We start from the raw sequence: 16,401 nt of genomic DNA on the forward strand, positions 1-16,401 counted from the left end.
TGTGGTGCGGATCTGCGGAAGGAACAAAAGGAACGGGAGGAATGGAAGTAGTGAAGGAACGGGAGGAAAAGGGTGGAGAGGAGGACTACTCCTTCACCGCCCCATCGGTGGTGTTCATGATGCGTTTCTGGAAGATGAAGAACATCACCGCGACCGGGATGGTCATGATCGCCGCCGCGGCCAGCTTGAGCGGGTATTGCGTGCCCTGGCTGAGCTGCCCGGAGGCCAGTGACGCCACGCCCTTGGTCAGCGTCGTCAGCTCGGGGGACTGCGTGGCCACGATGAAGTGGGACAGCTCGTTCCAGGACCCTTGGAACGACAGGATGATGATGGTCACCAGGGCTGGCCGGGCCATCGGCAGAACGATCGACCAGAACACCCGGAAGGTGCCGGCCCCGTCGATGCGGGCCTGCTCCTCCACACTCGCCGGAATCGACTCGAAGAAGTTCTTCATGATGAAGACGCCCGCGGCATCCGTGAGCAGCGGCACGATCATCGCAACGTAGGTGTCGTAGATGCCGAGCTGGTTGATGACCAGGAACTTCGGGATCAGGAGCACGACCCCGGGCACGCTCATCACGGCGATGAGCAGCGCGAAGATCACGGTGCGGCCCCGGAAGTGCAGCCGCGCGAGGGCGTAACCGGCCAGGGAATTGAAGAAGACGCGGCCGAGGGTGACGAGGACGGTGACGATGGCGGAGTTCTGGAACCAGACCGGGAAGTCCGAGTTGAGGAACAACCTCTCGTACGCGGCCGTGGACCAGGTCTGCGGCAGCAGCGATATGGGATTGCTGGCGGCATCGCCATCCGTTTTGAAGGAGGTGGCGACCTGAATCAGAAACGGGGCGATGTAGATCATCGCGAGCACGATCAGGATCGCGTACAGCAGCGATCGGCCGGCGATCTGGCGGTTCGGCAACTGTTCCCGGCCCAGGGCGCGCAGACGTCGGGAGGGAGAGACGGTGCGCTCGCGGGTTCTCACCGTGGTGCTCATTTCGAACCTCCGGATGTCGGAATCGGCAGATACGGACGCATCCGCCGGTTGGAGACCTTGCGTTCGGCCAGCAGAGCGCGCTGGAACAGGGTAAAGGCCACGATGATGACGAACAGGATGAAAGCGATCGCGGCGCCCTGGCCCCAGGCCTGGTTGGTGAAGGCGGCCTGATAGGAGAGATAGGCCGGAGTGAGCGTGGTCTTGCCTGGTCCACCCTGGGTGCCGGTGTAAATCTGGTCGAAGACCTGCCAGGCACCGATCAGGCCGAGGGTGAGCACGGTGAAGAGGGTCGGCCGCAGCTGGGGGAGGGTGACCCGCCAGAACCGCTGCCAGCCGTTGGCGCCGTCCATCATGGCGGCCTCGACGACGTCGCCGCTGAGGTTCTGCAACGCGGCGATGAACAGCAGCATGAACGTGCCGCTGGTGGTGAACACGGCCATCAGGATGAAGGCGCTCATGGCCACGGATGGCCCGGCGAGCCACTCCCAGAAAGAGATCCCGAGGAACGTGTTGCCGGTGAGCGCGGCCGGGCCGGTCTCGACGCCGAACGCTCCGAGGATGTTGTGCAGCACGCCACTGGGGTCGTTGAACCAGTTCGGTCCGTTGACGCCGATGAACGCCAGCAGTTTGTTGACGGCGCCGCTGGCGCTGAACAGGAACAGCCACAGCACCGTGATGGCCACCGAGCTGGTCACCGACGGGAAGTAGAACGCGGTGCGGAAGAAGCCGCGGCCGCGCAGGATCTGCCGGTTGACCAGCACGGCCAGCAGCAGCGACAGCATGGTCTGGGCCGGCACGACCAGGAGGACGTACCAGGCGTTGTTACGCAGCGCCGTGCCGAAGTCCTGTTCGGCCAGGCCGCCGCCGCCGACCAGGGCGGAGTAGTTGTCGAGGCCCACGAACGATACTGTGCCGCTGAAGGGGCTGCCGCGGCCGTTCCAGTCGGAGAAGCTGACCCAGAGGGCCATCAGCACCGGGATGACCAGGAACAAGCCCAGCAGGATGATCATCGGGGCGGTGAAGAGCCACCCCGAGGCGGTCTCGCCGCCCCGGATACCGGAGCGGCGAGCCGTGCGTGCAGGCGTCGACATGGTGGACTACTTCAGCAGTGCTTCGAGGTTGTTCTGCACGGAATCGAGAATCGCCTGCGCGTCCCCGGTCTTCAGCGACTCGAGCTGGGCGTTCAGGTCGCTCGTGACGTCAGCGGCGCCCTTCACATTGGGCACGCCCGTGGCGTAGTCAGCGCCGTCGAGGAAGGCCACCAGGGTGGGGTTGGCGCTCTTCCAGTCTTCGGCGGCCGACTTGATAGAAGGCATCGGGCCGAATTCTTCCGAGAAGGTGAGCTGGGCGTCCTTGCTGGTGAGCTGTTCGACGAGCTCGAGCGCGCCGGCCTGGTTGGGGCTGTCGGCGGCGATGCCCCAGCAGTTGGTGAACTGCAGGGTACCCTGGCCCTCCGGGCCTGCAGGCAGCTCCGCGACCGTGTAGTTGACGTCGGGGAAGTCGCTCTTCATCGCGCCTGTGATCCAGTTGCCCTCGATGGTCATGGCCGAGAGCTGCTTGCCGAACGCCTCGCCACCCCAGCCGGCACCGATTTCGCTGGCGTAGCTCATCACTCCGTCGTTCAGGAGGGTCTGCGCGTATTCGAGGCCCGCGACGTTCTCCGCGCTGTTCGCGGTGACCTCGGTGTTGTCTTCGCTCATCAGGCTGCCGCCGGCCTGGGCCATGAACGCGCCCAGACGGGCGTATTCGCCGCCGAGGGCGAGGCCGACCTGGCTGTCGGTCGTGAGCGTCTTGCTGACGGCCGCGAGCTCGTCCCAGGTGGTGGGGATGTCGGCATCCGTCAGCCCGGCCTGGGCCCAGAGGTCGTCGTTGATGATCAGACCCAGGGTCGAGAAGTCCTTCGGCGCGCAGTAGAAGTCGCCCTCGTACGTGAAGGAACTGACCAGGCTCGGGTAGAAGTCGTCCTTGTTGGCCAGATCGTCGCCATAGGCCAGGAGCGAGCCGTTCGAGGCATAGCCGGCGAGCGCATCCGTCGACAGGTAGAAGACGTCGGCGGGCTTCTGGGCCGCGAAGCCCTGGGCGAGCTGCTGGTTGAGGTCGCTGGCGACGCTGACCTTGGCGTCGGTGCCAGAGGTCTCGGACCAGGCGGCCACGGCGGCGTTGACGGAGGCGGTCTCGGCGTCGCCGCTGGAACCGATCAGAATGTTGAGCCCCTGGGTGGAATCGCTCGTGAGTTCTCCGCCCGAATCGGCGGTGTCGCCGCCGAAGCCGGATCCGGAACCGCACGCGCTGAGGGTGAGGGCGCCGGCCACGGCGAGCCCGGTTCCGATCAGCCAGCGGGAGTTGCGTCGTTGCATCTTGTTTCTCCTTGAGTCGCGCATCGATGCGCGTTTGCTTGTGTAAAGGTCACGATAGCTGAATTTATTTGATCGATCAAACTTTTCTTTTGATCGATCTAATCACCGTGTTTCCGCGATCCCTCGAGACGCGGTATTCTGTGCAGAACAATATTTGATCGTTCAATTCACGGGGGCAGGCGCGTCCGGCAAAGGCGTGGGGCAGGAGCGGCGATGGGTGGGTTCCCCACGGTGACGGATGTCGCGCTCGCGGCCGGCGTCTCCCGGCAGACCGTCTCGAATGTGATGAATTCGCCCGGCATCGTGCGCACCGACACCCGCCAGCGGGTCGAGGCTGCCATCGCCGAGCTCGGGTACCGGCCGCACGCCTCCGCCCGCCGGCTGCGCACGCGGCGCAGCTCGACCATCGGCATCCGGCTGGATCCGATGATCGACGGCATCTCCGGTTCGGTGCTCGACCGGTTTCTGCACGCCGTGACCGAGCAGGCCGACGCGCAGGGGCTGCGGGTTCTGCTGTTCACGGCCACGAGCCCCGAAGACGAGATCATCCAGTTCCGGCGCCTGAACGACGGAGCGGACGTCGATGGTTTCGTGCTCACGTCGACGTTCGCCGGCGACCCACGCACCCGATGGCTGATCGAGAACGGCATCTCCTTCGTCACCTTCGGGCGGCCGTGGGGAGTCGACGATATGAACGACCCGCAGCACCTGTGGGTGGATGTGGATGGCTGGTCCGGCCTGCACGCCGCCACGCGCACGCAGCAAGAGGCCGGAGCCCGGCGCATCGCCTACATCGGCTGGCCCAGCCCGTCGGGCACCGGCGACGATCGCCGACGAGGCTGGTACGACGCGATGATCGAACGCGGCGACGTCTCGGAGCGGGACTTGGCCGGGCTGGAGATCGTCACCACTGACGGCGTCAGCCAGGGCACCGCGGCCATGCAGCAGTTGCGGCAGAACGCCGGCCAGATCGATGCCGTGCTCTGCGCGAGCGACTCGCTCGCCCTCGGGGCGATGATCGCGAACCCCGAGCGTGTGCCGGTCATCGGCTACGACAACACCCCCATCGCCGCCGCGATCGGGCTTTCCAGCGTCGACCAAGCAGTGGACGAGGTGGCCGCCGGAGTGCTCGAACTGCTCACAGGAGAGTTCGGCGGCAAGGTGCACGGAGCCCCCGAGTCGGCCGAACCCCGGCACCGGATGGTCACGCCCCGGCTGGTCGTGCGCGAGTTCGCCGCTATCCCGATGGACGTGCCGCGGTAGCCGCTAGCATGGCGCCATGACGCTCCCCGAGGTTGTCGGACTCCCTGTTTCTGTCGGTGTCCCAGTCCCTCTCGCTTTCGCCCTGCCCGACGCGTGGAACCTCGCCGGTCATACGGCCCTGGTCACCGGGGCCGGCAGCGCCTCCGGGATCGGATTCGCCGCGGCACGGATGCTGGGTGAGCTCGGTGCACACGTCGTGCTCACCGCCACGACCGAACGCGTGCACGAGCGAGCGGCCGAGCTGACGGAACGGGGCATCAGGGCATCCGGCATCGTCTGCACCCTGCACACCGAGGCCGGCGCACTGGTGCTCGCCGACTCCCTTGCGACCGCTGGGCTGGCGCCCACGATTCTGGTGAACAACGCGGGCATGGTCGCGGTCGGCGACGCCGAGATGCTGCACGGCGACGTGAGCACCACGTTGCCGGACGAGTGGGACCGCGGCCTCGCGATCAACCTATCGACCGCCTTCCACGCCACGCGCACCGTGATCGGCTTCATGCACGCGGCGGCCTGGGGGCGCATCGTCACAGTCTCCAGCGTGTCAGGGCCGGTGATGGCGTCGCGCGGGGACCTGACGTATGCTGCCGCGAAGGCCGGTCTGGCCGGGCTCACCCGGGCGCTCGCCGTGGATGAGGCCTGGCTCGGCATCACCGCCAACGCGGTCGCGCCGGGCTGGATCGAGACCGGGTCTCAGCTGGAGAGCGAGGCAGTCGAGGGCGCGCTCGTGCCCGTCGGGCGCAGCGGCACGGCTGCCGAGGTGGCCTCCGTGATCGCCTGGCTGGCCTCGCCCGGCGCGTCATACGTCACCGGCCAGACAATCGTCGTCGACGGTGGTAACAGCGTGGCGGAGGAGCGCCGGTAGCGCAGCAGGTCCGTCAGCCGGTGCAGCAGCCCGTGCAGTTGAATAGACGGGTGACTTCTGCACCGATCGACCGGCTTCGCGCCGACCTTGCCGCCGCCAACTTCTCGGTCTCGGCCCTCACCGGCCTGTGGGGGATCGAAGCGGATGCCGCGTTGCGCCGCAACCAGCGGGTCCCGGCGCTGCGGGGGCTGGACGGTCTCCGGGAGAGGCTCGGGCACGCCGAACCCTGCGCCACACTGGCTCGCCTGTTCGTGCTCGGCCTGCCCGTCGACCGTGCGGATCTCGATGCCGCCCTCCCCGCGCTGGGTGCCGCCGGGGCCGAGGAGCTCGGCCTCGTGGTATCCGTCGACGCCGGTGTCGTTGCCGATGTCCTTCCGAGCGTCGGCCCTGTTGGTTCCGGTGCATCCGTCGCGGCCGGAACCCTCCGCCCGCTCCTCGAACTGCGGCCCTACAGCTTCGTCGACGCGCATGGCGCCGGGAGCTGGTGGATCGTGTCCGACCTGGGAGAGCTCGCACTCGGCCACCCGCTCGGTGAAAGCCATGTGCTCGGGGTGGGTGGGGCATCCCTCACGTTGACCGGGCTGCTGTTCCCGACCCCGGTGGCCAGCGCCCTCGACCTGGGCACCGGATGCGGAATCCAGGCCATGCACGCGTCCCGGCACGCCGACCGGGTGGTAGCCACCGACATCTCGGTGCGAGCCCTGGATCTTGCCGCGCTCAACGCGGAGCTGAACGAGATCGGGAATATCGAGTTTCGCCTCGGGAGCCTGTTCGAACCGGTTGCGGGGGAGCGCTTCGACCACATCATCTCCAACCCTCCGTTCGTGATCACCCCGCGTGTGCCGGGAGTGCCGGCCTACGAATACCGCGACGGCGGCCTGGTCGGCGACGCGCTCGTCGAGGCGGTCGTGCGCGGCGCTGCCGAACATCTCACCCCCGGCGGCGTCGCCCAGCTGCTCGGGAACTGGGAGTACCACGCCGACCAGGATGCCTTCGAGCGTCTGGCCGCCTGGCTCGACGCCCCTGTCACTCCCGTCGCCCCCGTCGCCCCCGTCGCATCCCCTTCATCGCCAGCTTCCGCCCCGCTGCGCCCTGACGAATTCGACGGAGATTTTGCCCCAAACAGCCCGAATTCGGCGCGTATGGTCCCTCTGGGAGCAGAATCTCCGTCGAATTCGCACACGCCCGGGGCCGAGGGTGTCGCCGGGGACGAGGGTGCCGCGGGGGCCGGGCACGCCGCCGGGGCCGGTGCCGAGGGTGCGCACGGGGGCCAGCAGGAGACCGCGCCGGCCACGGATGCCGCCGCACTGGACGCCTGGATCATCGAACGCGAGGTGCAGGCTCCCACGCTCTACGCCGAGACGTGGATCCGCGACGGCGGTACCCGCGCCGACACCGCCGACTTCGACCTTCTCTACGGGGCCTGGCTGGACGACTTCGAGGCGCGCGGCGTGAGCCAGGTCGGCTTCGGCTACATGCTGCTGCGCCGCCCGGCCGCCGGCACCCCCACCTTCCGTCGGCTCGAACGCCTCCCCGGCACCCTCGGCCACAATCCGGGAGGCATGGGTAGCCATCTTGCCGCTTGCCTCGCCGCCCACGACTGGCACGCGGCCACGGATGACGCCGGCCTCGCCCGCGCGCGGCTCGCCGTCGCATCCGATGTCACCGAGGAACGGCACTACTGGCCCGGCCAGGAGGACCCCACCCTGCTGACGCTGCATCAGGGCACCGGCTTCGGCCGGTCGATCGCGCTGGACACCGGCCTCGCCGCCCTGGTCGGCGCCTCGGACGGTGAGCTCGACGTCGGCTCGATCGTCGCTGCGCTGGCCCAGCTGCTCGACGTCGATGAGAGCGAACTCGCCGCGGACCTGCTCCCGCGCGTGCGGGAGCTGCTCGAGGACGGCTTTCTGCAGCATCCGCTCGCCTGACGCGCTGTGATTCGCGCTGTGAGCTGCCATCGTCTGCTGCCATTGTCTGCTGCCGCCCCACGTGCTGTGAGCTGACGTGCTGACGAGGACCCCGCCCGCCCCCGACGCACGCTGGACCGCCGGCGCGTCACCGGCGAACGCAAACTCGGAGATTTGCGTGACACGCCGCATTTCAGGGCGCCGGATGCCGCGTGTCGCGACAATCTCCGCAGTAACGTGCGCGCACCCCAACCCCCCACCCCCATCCCCCGACCGGCCACTTCCCCCCGCTCTGAGGTAGCTTGGTCGTACTGCCCGGCCCGCGCGGAGAGGAGGACGTCGGCGCCATACCTGGCTCCGACACAGCGATGAAACGACGAACCTTTCTGCTTGGCTCGGTCTCCGGCCTGAGCCTGGTCGCGCTCACCGCGTGCGTGACGCCGACTCCGCGGCCCACGGCATCCGTCACGCCCAAGCCGACGTCGACACCCTCGCTCGTGCCGAAGCCGGCGGCCATGCGCCGCACATCCTGGTCGGCCGACCCGTTCGCCCGCGGCTCCTACAGTTACCCCGCGGTAGGGGCCACGCCCGAGCAGCGCGCCGCGCTCGGCCAGCCCGTCGACGACCGCCTGTTCTTCGCCGGTGAGGCCACCTCCATCGACGCACCGGGCACGGTGCAGGGCGCCCGCGATTCCGGGAAGCGCGCCGCCCGCGACGTGCTCGCAGCGGCGAGCCAGGGGGAGCGCATCGCCGTGATCGGCGCCGGAATCGCCGGACTCACCGCGGCCCGAGACCTTCAGGACGCCGGATTCGACGTGTTCCTGGTCGAGGCCCGCGACCGCATCGGCGGCCGCATCGACACCGTCACCGACAAGGACTGGCCATTCCCGATCGAGCTCGGCGCGGCTTTCGTCCGGCGCACCGGCCAGACCACCCTCGACGAGGACCTCACCGACCGCGGCGTCGCCACGGCTCCCTTCACCGATCCGCCCGAGGCCCGCACCGCGGCCGGCACGGTCGTGGAGGTGCCCGACACCGGCGCTCAGGCGGTCGCCACGGCGCTGGCCTGGGCCGCCGAGCAGCCCACCGACGTGTCCATCGCGCAGGCCCTCGCCGATTCGGGGGCCTCCAAGCTCTCGACGACGGATGCCGACACCGGCGTTTCCGACGCCGACTGGCTCGACTACCAGATCACGGTGGTGCTCAACCCACAGGCAGGGGCCCCCGTTCCGGAGCAGTCCTCCTGGTACTCGGACGCCAACCGTCAGGCCGACCCCGACCCCGACACCGACCCCGGCGAGGACCGAATCGTGCTGGGCGGCTTCGCCACCCTGCTTACCGACCTCAGCGACGGCATCGACGTGCTCGGGTCGAGCGTGGTCACCAAGATCGCCTACAGCGACGCCGGCGCCAGCCTCCGGCTCGGCACCGGCGAGTCGCTCTCCGCCGACCGGGTCGTCGTCACCGTGCCGCTGGGGGTGCTGAAGACCACGGTGATGGAGTTCGACCCGCCGCTGCCCTTCACGCACCGCGGCGCCATATCGGCCCTGGGCATGGGCACGCTCGACAAGATCTGGCTGCAATTCGACGAGCCGTTCTGGGACACGGATGCCCCGCTCTGGTCCACGGTCGGCGGCGACGACGACTTCCGCGTCTGGATCAACATGGTTCCGCTCACCGGCGAACCGGTGCTGGTGGGCCTGGTGGCGGCGGAGACCGCTCTGCGCCTCGCGGAGGTCGACGACGACGAGTTCCTCGCCGCCGCCCTGAGCAGCCTCGAGCCGTTCCACTCGGCCGTGCCGACCGACAAGCCGACCCCGGAGTAGGTCTCACCACGCCGCTCCCCGAAGCCCGGGCCAGCCCCTCGCGATTGTCGGCCCGTCACAATTCTGAGATTCGTGGTGTATCGTCCTGCCAACGTCCAGTCGATGAATTCTGGCTCCCATTCGGGGGCACGTTCTCATGCAGTCGCAGCCCGTCGTGGTGCAGCGCCCAGAGGTCCAGTCGTTACCCTGACTGGCCTTGCCGACGGATTCTGACGGGTGAATACCCCCGGTCCAGGCCGGGCTCGTTCCGCCGGCCATCCCAGCGCGGTCGTCACCGGGATGCACCACCCCCGCCCGCGACTGCTCCACTTTTCTGCGTGACCGTGTGATTGCTGTGCTCCCATGGATATCCTCATCGACATCGACCTCGAATCCGTCGTCCTTCTGGACTTCGACCCTGACCAACCCGGTGAAGGCACTCACCACATTCGTGGCCTGAGCGGGCACCAACCCACCGCCCCCGGCGCCTACCTGGTGGTCTCTCCGTGCTGCGGCCCCAAGGTCGTGCAGTGCACACCCCGGGTTCTCGCGATGCAGGCATCCGGCGTGCTCTACTGCGGCGCCTGCCAGGGCGAGCACCTGACCAGCGGATACACCTTCACGCCGCTGTAGGTTCGCGTTCCTGCGCTCGCGGGGGCAGCCGCGACGTGGCCGTGAGTACGGCGGCGATCGCGGTGAAGAGCAGCAGCGCGACCAGGCAGTAGATCACGGTCTCGAGTGGGCCGCGCACCTGCACCGGGTCGAGGAAGAAATACGGGTACCACCCCACGATCGACCCGCGGATGAGCGTGAACACTCCCCAGATCGAGGGCACCACGAGAACCCAGACCAGGATTTTCCAGGGCAGGCGGGCCTTGCCGGCATCCGTCAGCCAGTCAAGGAGTGCGATCGTGGGAATCCAGAAGTGCAGCAACTGGCTCGACCAGGGCACCTCGATCGTGTAGTCCAGCGAGGAGGACTGGATGACGATGGTCAGGAATACGATCCCGGAGACGGTGATGTAGGTCGTCACAAGCAACCGGAACCAGTTCAGCCAGGGTGGGTCGGTCGTGTGCCGAAATGCGACGAATGCGGCGGCGGCGAAGGCGACGATCGCGGCCATGCCGCTCTGCACGGTGAAATAGCTGAAGTAGTTGTAGATCTGGAACGTGGCGAAACCGAGCACATAATCGAAGTAGCCGGCGAGGGCCACCACGCCCAGGCCGGCGAGGAGCAGGCGGCCGATGCCGAACCCGCGGCGCACGGTGTGCACGGGGGGCGTCCGAGAGGTTCGGGAGAGGGCCCGGCGAACGGGTGCCGCAGGGAGAGCGTGCACGCCCGATTTCGTCGCCGCCGCGTGGACGCGCTTCGGGGGATCCGTCCGAGCGGGATCGGCAGCTCGCGCGCACATGCTCCCACGCTACGCCAGCCGGTCGGGTGCCCGCTGACCTCGGTGTCAACCGGATGCCGCCGCTCAGCCAGCCGTTCCGCTCAGAAACCGATCCGGAACCCGGTCTCGCCGAGCGGCGGAATCGTGGTGACCTCGACCGCCTCGACCCGGGCCGACGGCGGGCCGTGCTGCAGCCACGAGAGCATCACCCAGACGGTTGTCGCGTCGCCCTCCAGCTCGACCTCCACCGCCCCGTCCCCGCGGTTGCGCACATGCCCCGCGAGCCCGAGTCGGCGCGCCTCGGTCTGGGTGTAGTAGCGGAACCCGACTCCCTGCACCATCCCGCGCACAACGGCCTGCTTGCGAACCATGCTTCCAGTGTGCCCCGCCGCAGGCGAGCCCGCATCCGTCGCCCACCCGGCCCGTTCACCGACCCGCGCTGTGGCTAACTCAGGAGATCCAGCGCGGGCATCCGTCGTGCACCGAAAAGCCCACGGAAACACGCGGATGCCCCTAACCGGCCCGAGCATTCTCCTGAGTTAGCCACGCGCGGGGGGAGTTAGCCACGCGCGGTGGAGAGACGCGCAGCCGGAGTGCTCCGGCCAGCCCGAAGCCCGCTGCTGCCGGTAGCCCTGCGCCGCCAACCTCCGATTCAGGCGGAGTCACGCCAGACGATCGGAGTCTCGAGCAGGATGCCCCCGACCGGCTGCTCCTCGCCGCGCAACTGGCCCAGCACGCACTCCGCCACCCGCTCACCGAGGCCGAAGGCGGGCTGGTGCACGGTGGACAGGTGCGGTTGGGTGCGCAGCGCCCAGGAGCTGTCGTCGAAGCCGACGATGCCGACGTCTCCGGGAATGGTGCGCCCGGCATGACGCAGAGCCTCCATGGCTCCGGCCGCGACCGCATCGGAGGCGGCGAACACGCCGTCGATGAGCGGGTCACGCTCGAGCAGCGCACGCATGCCGAGGGCCCCGTCGGTGAAGGTGTACAGCGGAACGCGGGCCACGAGAGCCGGGTCGAAGCGGTCGCCGAGGGCATCCGTGAAGCCGGCCAGACGGTCGGCGCCGGAGTCTCGGTCGAGCGCGGCGGCAATCATGCCGATGCGCGTGCGGCCGGTCTGCATGAGGCGTTCGGTGATGGCGCGCGCCGACGCCCGGTTGTCGATGCCCACGAAGGGAAGCTGGCGCAGGTCGGGCGGATGTCCCACGAAGGCGGCCGGAAGGCGCAGCTTCTCGATCACCCGGGTGATCGGGTCTTCCTGGCGGGCGGAGACGATGACGACCCCGTCGACGAAACCGCCGCTGAGGTAGCGGGCGACGCGCTCGGTGTCGCGCTGGGAGTCGATGACCAGGCTGACCATCTGGTAGTCGGCGCGGGAGAGCACGGTGTTGGCGCCGAGTAGGATTCCGCCGATGTTGGGGTCGTCCAGGAACAGGGAGTGCGGCTCGTGCACGATGAAACCGACGGCCTCCGAGCGCTGCATGACCAGGCTTCGGGCGGCGTTGTTCGGCACGTAGCCGACCTTCTCGATGGCCGCCTCGATGGCGATGCGGGCCGACGCCGAGACGTAGGGTTCGTCGTTCACGACCCGGCTGACCGTGCCGCGGGAGACTCCGGCTTCCACGGCGACGTCGTGGATCGTCGCGCGTTTGCGTCGAGACGGGATTGTCACCATTCGATAACTGTAACGCTCCCGCACACGCTCCGCGCTTGACACGACCGACGGGGGATACATACTCTGTGTACGTTCACAGAAAACCCAGCGGCGAGTTTTGCTCCCGACTCTGTGCACGTTCACAGAACAGTCAGCACAGAGTCGTCACCACGGTGTCGTCACCACGAAGTGCACGCCACAGTCAGGGAGCACATGAACTCGCGAGCAGCCACTTCGAACGGTGCGGCCCCGGCCCACCCGTTCGTGCACGAGGGCATCGCCTACGGCTGTGACTACAACCCGGAGCAGTGGGGTCCCGAGATCTGGGCCGAGGACGTGCGCCTCATGCGCGAGGCCGGCGTCGACCTGGTGGCCATCAACATCTTCGGCTGGTCCCACCTCGAACCGCGTGCGGGCGAGTACGACTTCGCCACCCTCGACACGATCATCGAGCTGCTCCACGCCAACGGGATCCGGGTCAACCTCGGCACCGGCACCTCGTCGCCACCGCCGTGGCTGACCACACTTCACCCCGAGATCCTTCCGGTCGCCCACGACGGCACGACCCGTTTCCCCGGCGGTCGCCAGGCCTGGTGCCCGAGCTCGGCCGTGTTCCGTGAGCACGCGCTGGCCCTGGTCGAAAAGGTCGCCGAGCGGTACGGCCACCACCCGGCCATCGCCCTCTGGCACGTGTCCAACGAACTGGGCTGCCACAACGCGCTCTGTTACTGCGACGACACCGCCGCCGCGTTCCGTCTCTGGCTTCAGACGCGTTACGGCACCATCGATGCTCTCAACGCAGCCTGGGGTACCTCCTTCTGGAGCCAGCGATACGGCCAGTGGGCCGAGATCCTCACCCCGCGGCTCACGCTGTCCAGCCACAACCCCGGCCAGGTGCTCGACTTCCACCGGTTCAGCTCCGCCGAATTGCTCGACTACTATCGCCGCGAGTGCGCGGTGCTGCGCCGCCACTCGAACGTGGCCGTGACCACCAACTTCATGGTCACCGCGCACATCCGCAACCTTGACTACTGGTCCTGGGCCGGCGACATGGACATCGTCGCCAACGACCACTACCTCGACCACCGCCTCGCCGACCCGGCCACCGAGCTCGCCTTCGCCGCGGACCTCACCCGCGGGCTCGCCCAGGGTGAGCCCTGGCTCCTGATGGAACAGGCCGCCGGTGCTGTGAACTGGCAGCCGCACAACCTGGCCAAGGCGCCCGGCGAAATGACCCGCAACTCCCTCGCCCACGTCGCCCGCGGCGCGGACGGCATCTGCTTCTTCCAGTGGCGCGCCTCCCCGCAGGGGTCGGAGAAATTCCACTCCGCCCTGGTGCCCCACGCCGGTACCGACACCGTGCTCTGGCGCGAGGTCGTGGCCCTGGGCGCAACCCTGGATCGTCTTGCCGAGGTCACCGGCAGCCGGGTCGTCGCGGATGCGGCAATCATCTTCAGCTGGGAATCCTGGTGGGCCGGCGACGGTGAATCCCGTCCCTCCCACGCGGTGCGCTACCTCGACCAGGTGCACGCCGCCTACACGGCCTTGCACGAACTCGGTGTCACGGTCGACATCGTCTCCCCGGATGCCGACCTCTCGGGCTACCGCCTCGTCGTCGCCCCGTGCCTCTACCTGGTCTCGGACGCGCAGGCCGACAATCTCAACGCCTACGTCGCCGCCGGCGGCCACGCCCTGATCACCTTCTTCAGCGGCATCGTCGACGAAGACGACCGGGTGCGCACCGGCGGTTACCCCGGCGCGTTCCGCGAGATCCTCGGCATCACGGTGGAGGAGTTCTCTCCGCTGCTGCCCGGCCACGTTCTCGCTCTCGACACCGGCGCCGCCGCGAGCCTGTGGAGCGAACGCCTGCGCGTCGACACCGCCGAGGTCGTCGCCTGCTACATCGACGGGCCGCTGCCCGGCATCCCCGCCATCACCCGCAACCGGCACGGAGGCGGCACCGCCTGGTACGTGGCCACCGCGCTGGAGGCCGACGGCCTGCGGGACGTCTTGCGCACGATCTCCCAGGAGGCCCGGGTCACCGCGGTCGGCCCGGAGCGCACCGGAGCCATCGAGGTCGTGCGCCGCGTGGGCTCCACCCACAGCTATCTGTTCATCATCAACCACGGTTCGGGCGACGTCGAGCTTCCGGCCGCCGGCCACGAGCTCGTCACCGACGAACCCGTCGGTCGAATCGTGCGCGTGCCGGCCGGAGCCGTCCGCGTGATTAGAGAGGACCCCTCATCATGAGCGCACCTGCCGTTCCCCTGACGGATGCCCCGGGCAGCGCTGCCCGGAACAGGCCCCGCGCCGCCAAGCCAGCCAGGGCCCCCGGAGCGAAGCCCCGCGTGCAGCACACGGGCGCGATCCTCGCGTTCGTTCTCCCGTTCGGCACCCTGTTCGCCCTGTTCTACCTCGTCCCGATCGGCTACGCGATCTACCAGTCATTGCTCGTGATCGAGCGCGAGGGCACCTTCGGCCAGGCCACCGAGGTCTTCGGCGGACTGACCCAGTACATCCTGGTGTTCCAGAATGGGCCGTTCTGGGAGTCGATCACCCGGGTGCTCGCCTTCGGCGCCGTGCAGGTGCCGATCATGCTCGGTCTCGCGCTGCTGTTCGCCCTGTTGCTGGACTCGCCGCTCGTGCGCGGCAAGAAATTCTTCCGGCTGGCGTTCTTCGTCCCCTACGCGGTCCCCGGCGTCATCGCCGCGATCATGTGGGGCTACCTCTACTCACCCAATCTGTCGCCGTTTCGCGCCATCACCGAGAACATCAACTTCCTCTCGGCCGACCTCGTGCTCTGGGCCATCGCCAACGTCGTCACCTGGGTGTTCGTGGGCTACAACATGCTCATCATCTACTCCGCGCTGCTGGCGATCCCGACCGAACTCTACGAGGCCGCCCGCCTCGACGGCGCCGGCCAGCTGCGCATCGCCTGGTCGGTCAAGATTCCGCTGATCATGCCGGCGATCATCCTGACCGCCATTTTCTCGATCATCGGCACCCTGCAGCTGCTCGCCGAACCGCAGGTCTTCCGCAGCTTCAGCTCGGCCGTGACCAGCACGTTCACCCCGAACCTGACGGTGTACTCCACCTCGTCGATCCCGAACTTCAACCTGGCCGCCGCGTTCTCCGTTGTGCTGGCCCTGGCGACGTTCATCCTCTCCTTCACGTTCCTGAAGTTCACCCAGCGGAAGGAAGCCCAGTGAGCACCCTGACCCCCACCACCCCCGCCAAGCCGGCTCGCGGCATCCGTTCAACCGAGGCGAAGGCACCGCGCGCCCAGCGCGAGAGCCCGTTCGCCCGGGTCAGCGCCATGGTCGTCATGGGCGTGTTCACGCTCTACTTCCTGGTGCCGATCTGGTGGCTGCTGGTCGCGGCCTCGAAGAACCGATCCCAGTTCAACAGCACGAACCCGCTCTGGTTCGCCGACTTCTCCCTGTTCGAGAACATCGGAAACCTGGTGGCCTACCGCGACGGCGTGTACCTCAAGTGGATGCTCAACAGCGCGCTGTACGCCGGTGGCGGCGCCCTCGTGGGCACGCTCATCGCCGGAATGTGCGGGTACGCACTGGCCAAGTACAACTTCCCGGGACGCGAACTGATCTTCAACGTCGTGCTCGGCGGGGTGCTCGTGCCCGCCACGGCGCTGGCGCTGCCGCTGTTCCTGATCTTCAGCCAGATCAGCCTGACCAACACGTTCTGGTCGGTGTTCCTGCCCAGCCTGGTCAGCCCGTTCGGGGTCTACCTCTCCCGCATCTACGCGTCGGCCAGCGTTCCCGACGAACTGATCGAGGCCGCCCGCCTCGACGGCGCCGGCGAACTGCGCACCTTCTTCACGGTCTCGGTGCGGATGATGGTGCCGGCCCTGGTCACCGTCTTCCTCTTCCAGTTCGTCGCCATCTGGAACAACTTCTTCCTGCCGCTGATCATGCTGCGCGACGAGACCCTGTTCCCGGTCACGCTCGGCCTCTACGCCTGGAACTCGCAGGTCAACCAGATCCCCGTGCTGCGCGATTACGTTCTGATCGGCGCCCTGCTGTCGATCATCCCGCTGATCATCATCTTCCTGCTCCTCCAGCGCTTCTGGCGAAACGGCCTCAGCGCCGGTTCGGTGAAGTAGCCGACCTCACCCCCCCTAGCTGCACCACCCCCACCCCCAAGAG

The 16,401-nt window shown here is 68.1% G+C and carries 14 protein-coding genes; 8 read left to right on the forward strand and 6 right to left on the reverse strand.

Going from position 1 to position 16,401, the window contains the following annotated elements; genetic code table 11:
- Positions 1 to 85 precede the first annotated feature (85 nt).
- From E3O22_RS12720 to E3O22_RS12730, 3 genes are read right to left on the reverse strand one after another with little or no spacing between them, the layout of a single operon-like run.
- The gene (locus E3O22_RS12720) at positions 86 to 994 is read right to left on the reverse strand and encodes a carbohydrate ABC transporter permease (protein WP_134393709.1); all 909 of its coding nucleotides are present in this window, start codon (positions 992 to 994) and stop codon (positions 86 to 88) included.
- Positions 991 to 2,085 (reverse strand): carbohydrate ABC transporter permease, encoded by a 1,095-nt coding sequence (locus E3O22_RS12725; protein ID WP_134393710.1) that lies wholly within the window; start codon positions 2,083 to 2,085, stop codon positions 991 to 993. Before E3O22_RS12725 ends, E3O22_RS12720 begins: the two co-directional genes overlap by 4 nt.
- A gap of 6 nt (positions 2,086 to 2,091) precedes the next feature.
- Positions 2,092 to 3,351 (reverse strand): extracellular solute-binding protein, encoded by a 1,260-nt coding sequence (locus tag E3O22_RS12730; protein ID WP_134393711.1) that lies wholly within the window; start codon positions 3,349 to 3,351, stop codon positions 2,092 to 2,094.
- A 213-nt stretch (positions 3,352 to 3,564) separates the two neighbouring features.
- Here E3O22_RS12730 and E3O22_RS12735 point away from each other — a divergent pair, with 213 nt between their 5' ends.
- The 5 genes from E3O22_RS12735 (at position 3,565) to E3O22_RS12755 (ending at position 9,824) form a co-directional block, all read left to right on the forward strand.
- Positions 3,565 to 4,614, forward strand: a complete 1,050-nt coding sequence (locus tag E3O22_RS12735) for a LacI family DNA-binding transcriptional regulator (protein ID WP_134393712.1) — start codon at positions 3,565 to 3,567, stop codon at positions 4,612 to 4,614.
- A 16-nt stretch (positions 4,615 to 4,630) separates the two neighbouring features.
- Positions 4,631 to 5,479 carry an SDR family NAD(P)-dependent oxidoreductase gene (locus tag E3O22_RS12740; protein WP_134393713.1) on the forward strand — a complete coding sequence of 283 codons (849 nt, stop codon included), beginning with the start codon at positions 4,631 to 4,633 and terminating at the stop codon, positions 5,477 to 5,479.
- A gap of 50 nt (positions 5,480 to 5,529) precedes the next feature.
- On the forward strand, positions 5,530 to 7,407 hold the full coding sequence (locus E3O22_RS12745; RefSeq protein ID WP_241976639.1) for a methyltransferase: 1,878 nt from the start codon (positions 5,530 to 5,532) through the stop codon (positions 7,405 to 7,407).
- A 347-nt stretch (positions 7,408 to 7,754) separates the two neighbouring features.
- A complete protein-coding gene (locus tag E3O22_RS12750) occupies positions 7,755 to 9,212 on the forward strand; it encodes an NAD(P)/FAD-dependent oxidoreductase (RefSeq protein WP_134393715.1) in 1,458 nt (485 codons plus the stop codon).
- A gap of 342 nt (positions 9,213 to 9,554) precedes the next feature.
- A complete protein-coding gene (locus E3O22_RS12755) occupies positions 9,555 to 9,824 on the forward strand; it encodes a hypothetical protein (RefSeq protein WP_134393716.1) in 270 nt (89 codons plus the stop codon).
- On the opposite strand, the gene E3O22_RS12760 is transcribed toward E3O22_RS12755, so the two are convergent.
- The 3 genes from E3O22_RS12760 to E3O22_RS12770 form a co-directional block, all read right to left on the reverse strand.
- The gene (locus tag E3O22_RS12760) at positions 9,811 to 10,464 is read right to left on the reverse strand and encodes a Pr6Pr family membrane protein (RefSeq protein ID WP_134393717.1); all 654 of its coding nucleotides are present in this window, start codon (positions 10,462 to 10,464) and stop codon (positions 9,811 to 9,813) included. The two genes, E3O22_RS12755 and E3O22_RS12760, sit on opposite strands and share 14 nt — an antisense overlap.
- A gap of 218 nt (positions 10,465 to 10,682) precedes the next feature.
- Positions 10,683 to 10,952 carry an acylphosphatase gene (locus E3O22_RS12765; RefSeq protein ID WP_134393718.1) on the reverse strand — a complete coding sequence of 90 codons (270 nt, stop codon included), beginning with the start codon at positions 10,950 to 10,952 and terminating at the stop codon, positions 10,683 to 10,685.
- Positions 10,953 to 11,233: 281 nt separating this feature from the next.
- Positions 11,234 to 12,256: a LacI family DNA-binding transcriptional regulator gene (locus tag E3O22_RS12770; RefSeq protein ID WP_134393719.1), complete on the reverse strand. Its 1,023-nt coding sequence runs from the start codon at positions 12,254 to 12,256 to the stop codon at positions 11,234 to 11,236.
- A gap of 192 nt (positions 12,257 to 12,448) precedes the next feature.
- Here E3O22_RS12770 and E3O22_RS12775 point away from each other — a divergent pair, with 192 nt between their 5' ends.
- Genes E3O22_RS12775 through E3O22_RS12785 form a run of 3 tightly spaced genes read left to right on the forward strand, consistent with a single transcriptional unit; the run spans position 12,449 to position 16,358 of the window.
- Positions 12,449 to 14,485, forward strand: coding sequence for a beta-galactosidase (locus tag E3O22_RS12775; RefSeq protein WP_134393720.1), 2,037 nt, complete (start codon positions 12,449 to 12,451; stop codon positions 14,483 to 14,485).
- Entirely contained in the window at positions 14,482 to 15,444 is a 963-nt protein-coding gene (locus tag E3O22_RS12780; protein ID WP_134393721.1) for a carbohydrate ABC transporter permease, read from the forward strand. Before E3O22_RS12775 ends, E3O22_RS12780 begins: the two co-directional genes overlap by 4 nt.
- Positions 15,441 to 16,358 carry a carbohydrate ABC transporter permease gene (locus E3O22_RS12785; protein ID WP_370448391.1) on the forward strand — a complete coding sequence of 306 codons (918 nt, stop codon included), beginning with the start codon at positions 15,441 to 15,443 and terminating at the stop codon, positions 16,356 to 16,358. The genes E3O22_RS12780 and E3O22_RS12785 overlap by 4 nt, the downstream gene beginning before the upstream one ends.
- The last annotated feature ends 43 nt before the right edge of the window (positions 16,359 to 16,401 follow it).

This window comes from Cryobacterium sp. TMT2-18-2 (assembly GCF_004402245.1).
Classification (GTDB): domain Bacteria; phylum Actinomycetota; class Actinomycetes; order Actinomycetales; family Microbacteriaceae; genus Cryobacterium; species Cryobacterium sandaracinum.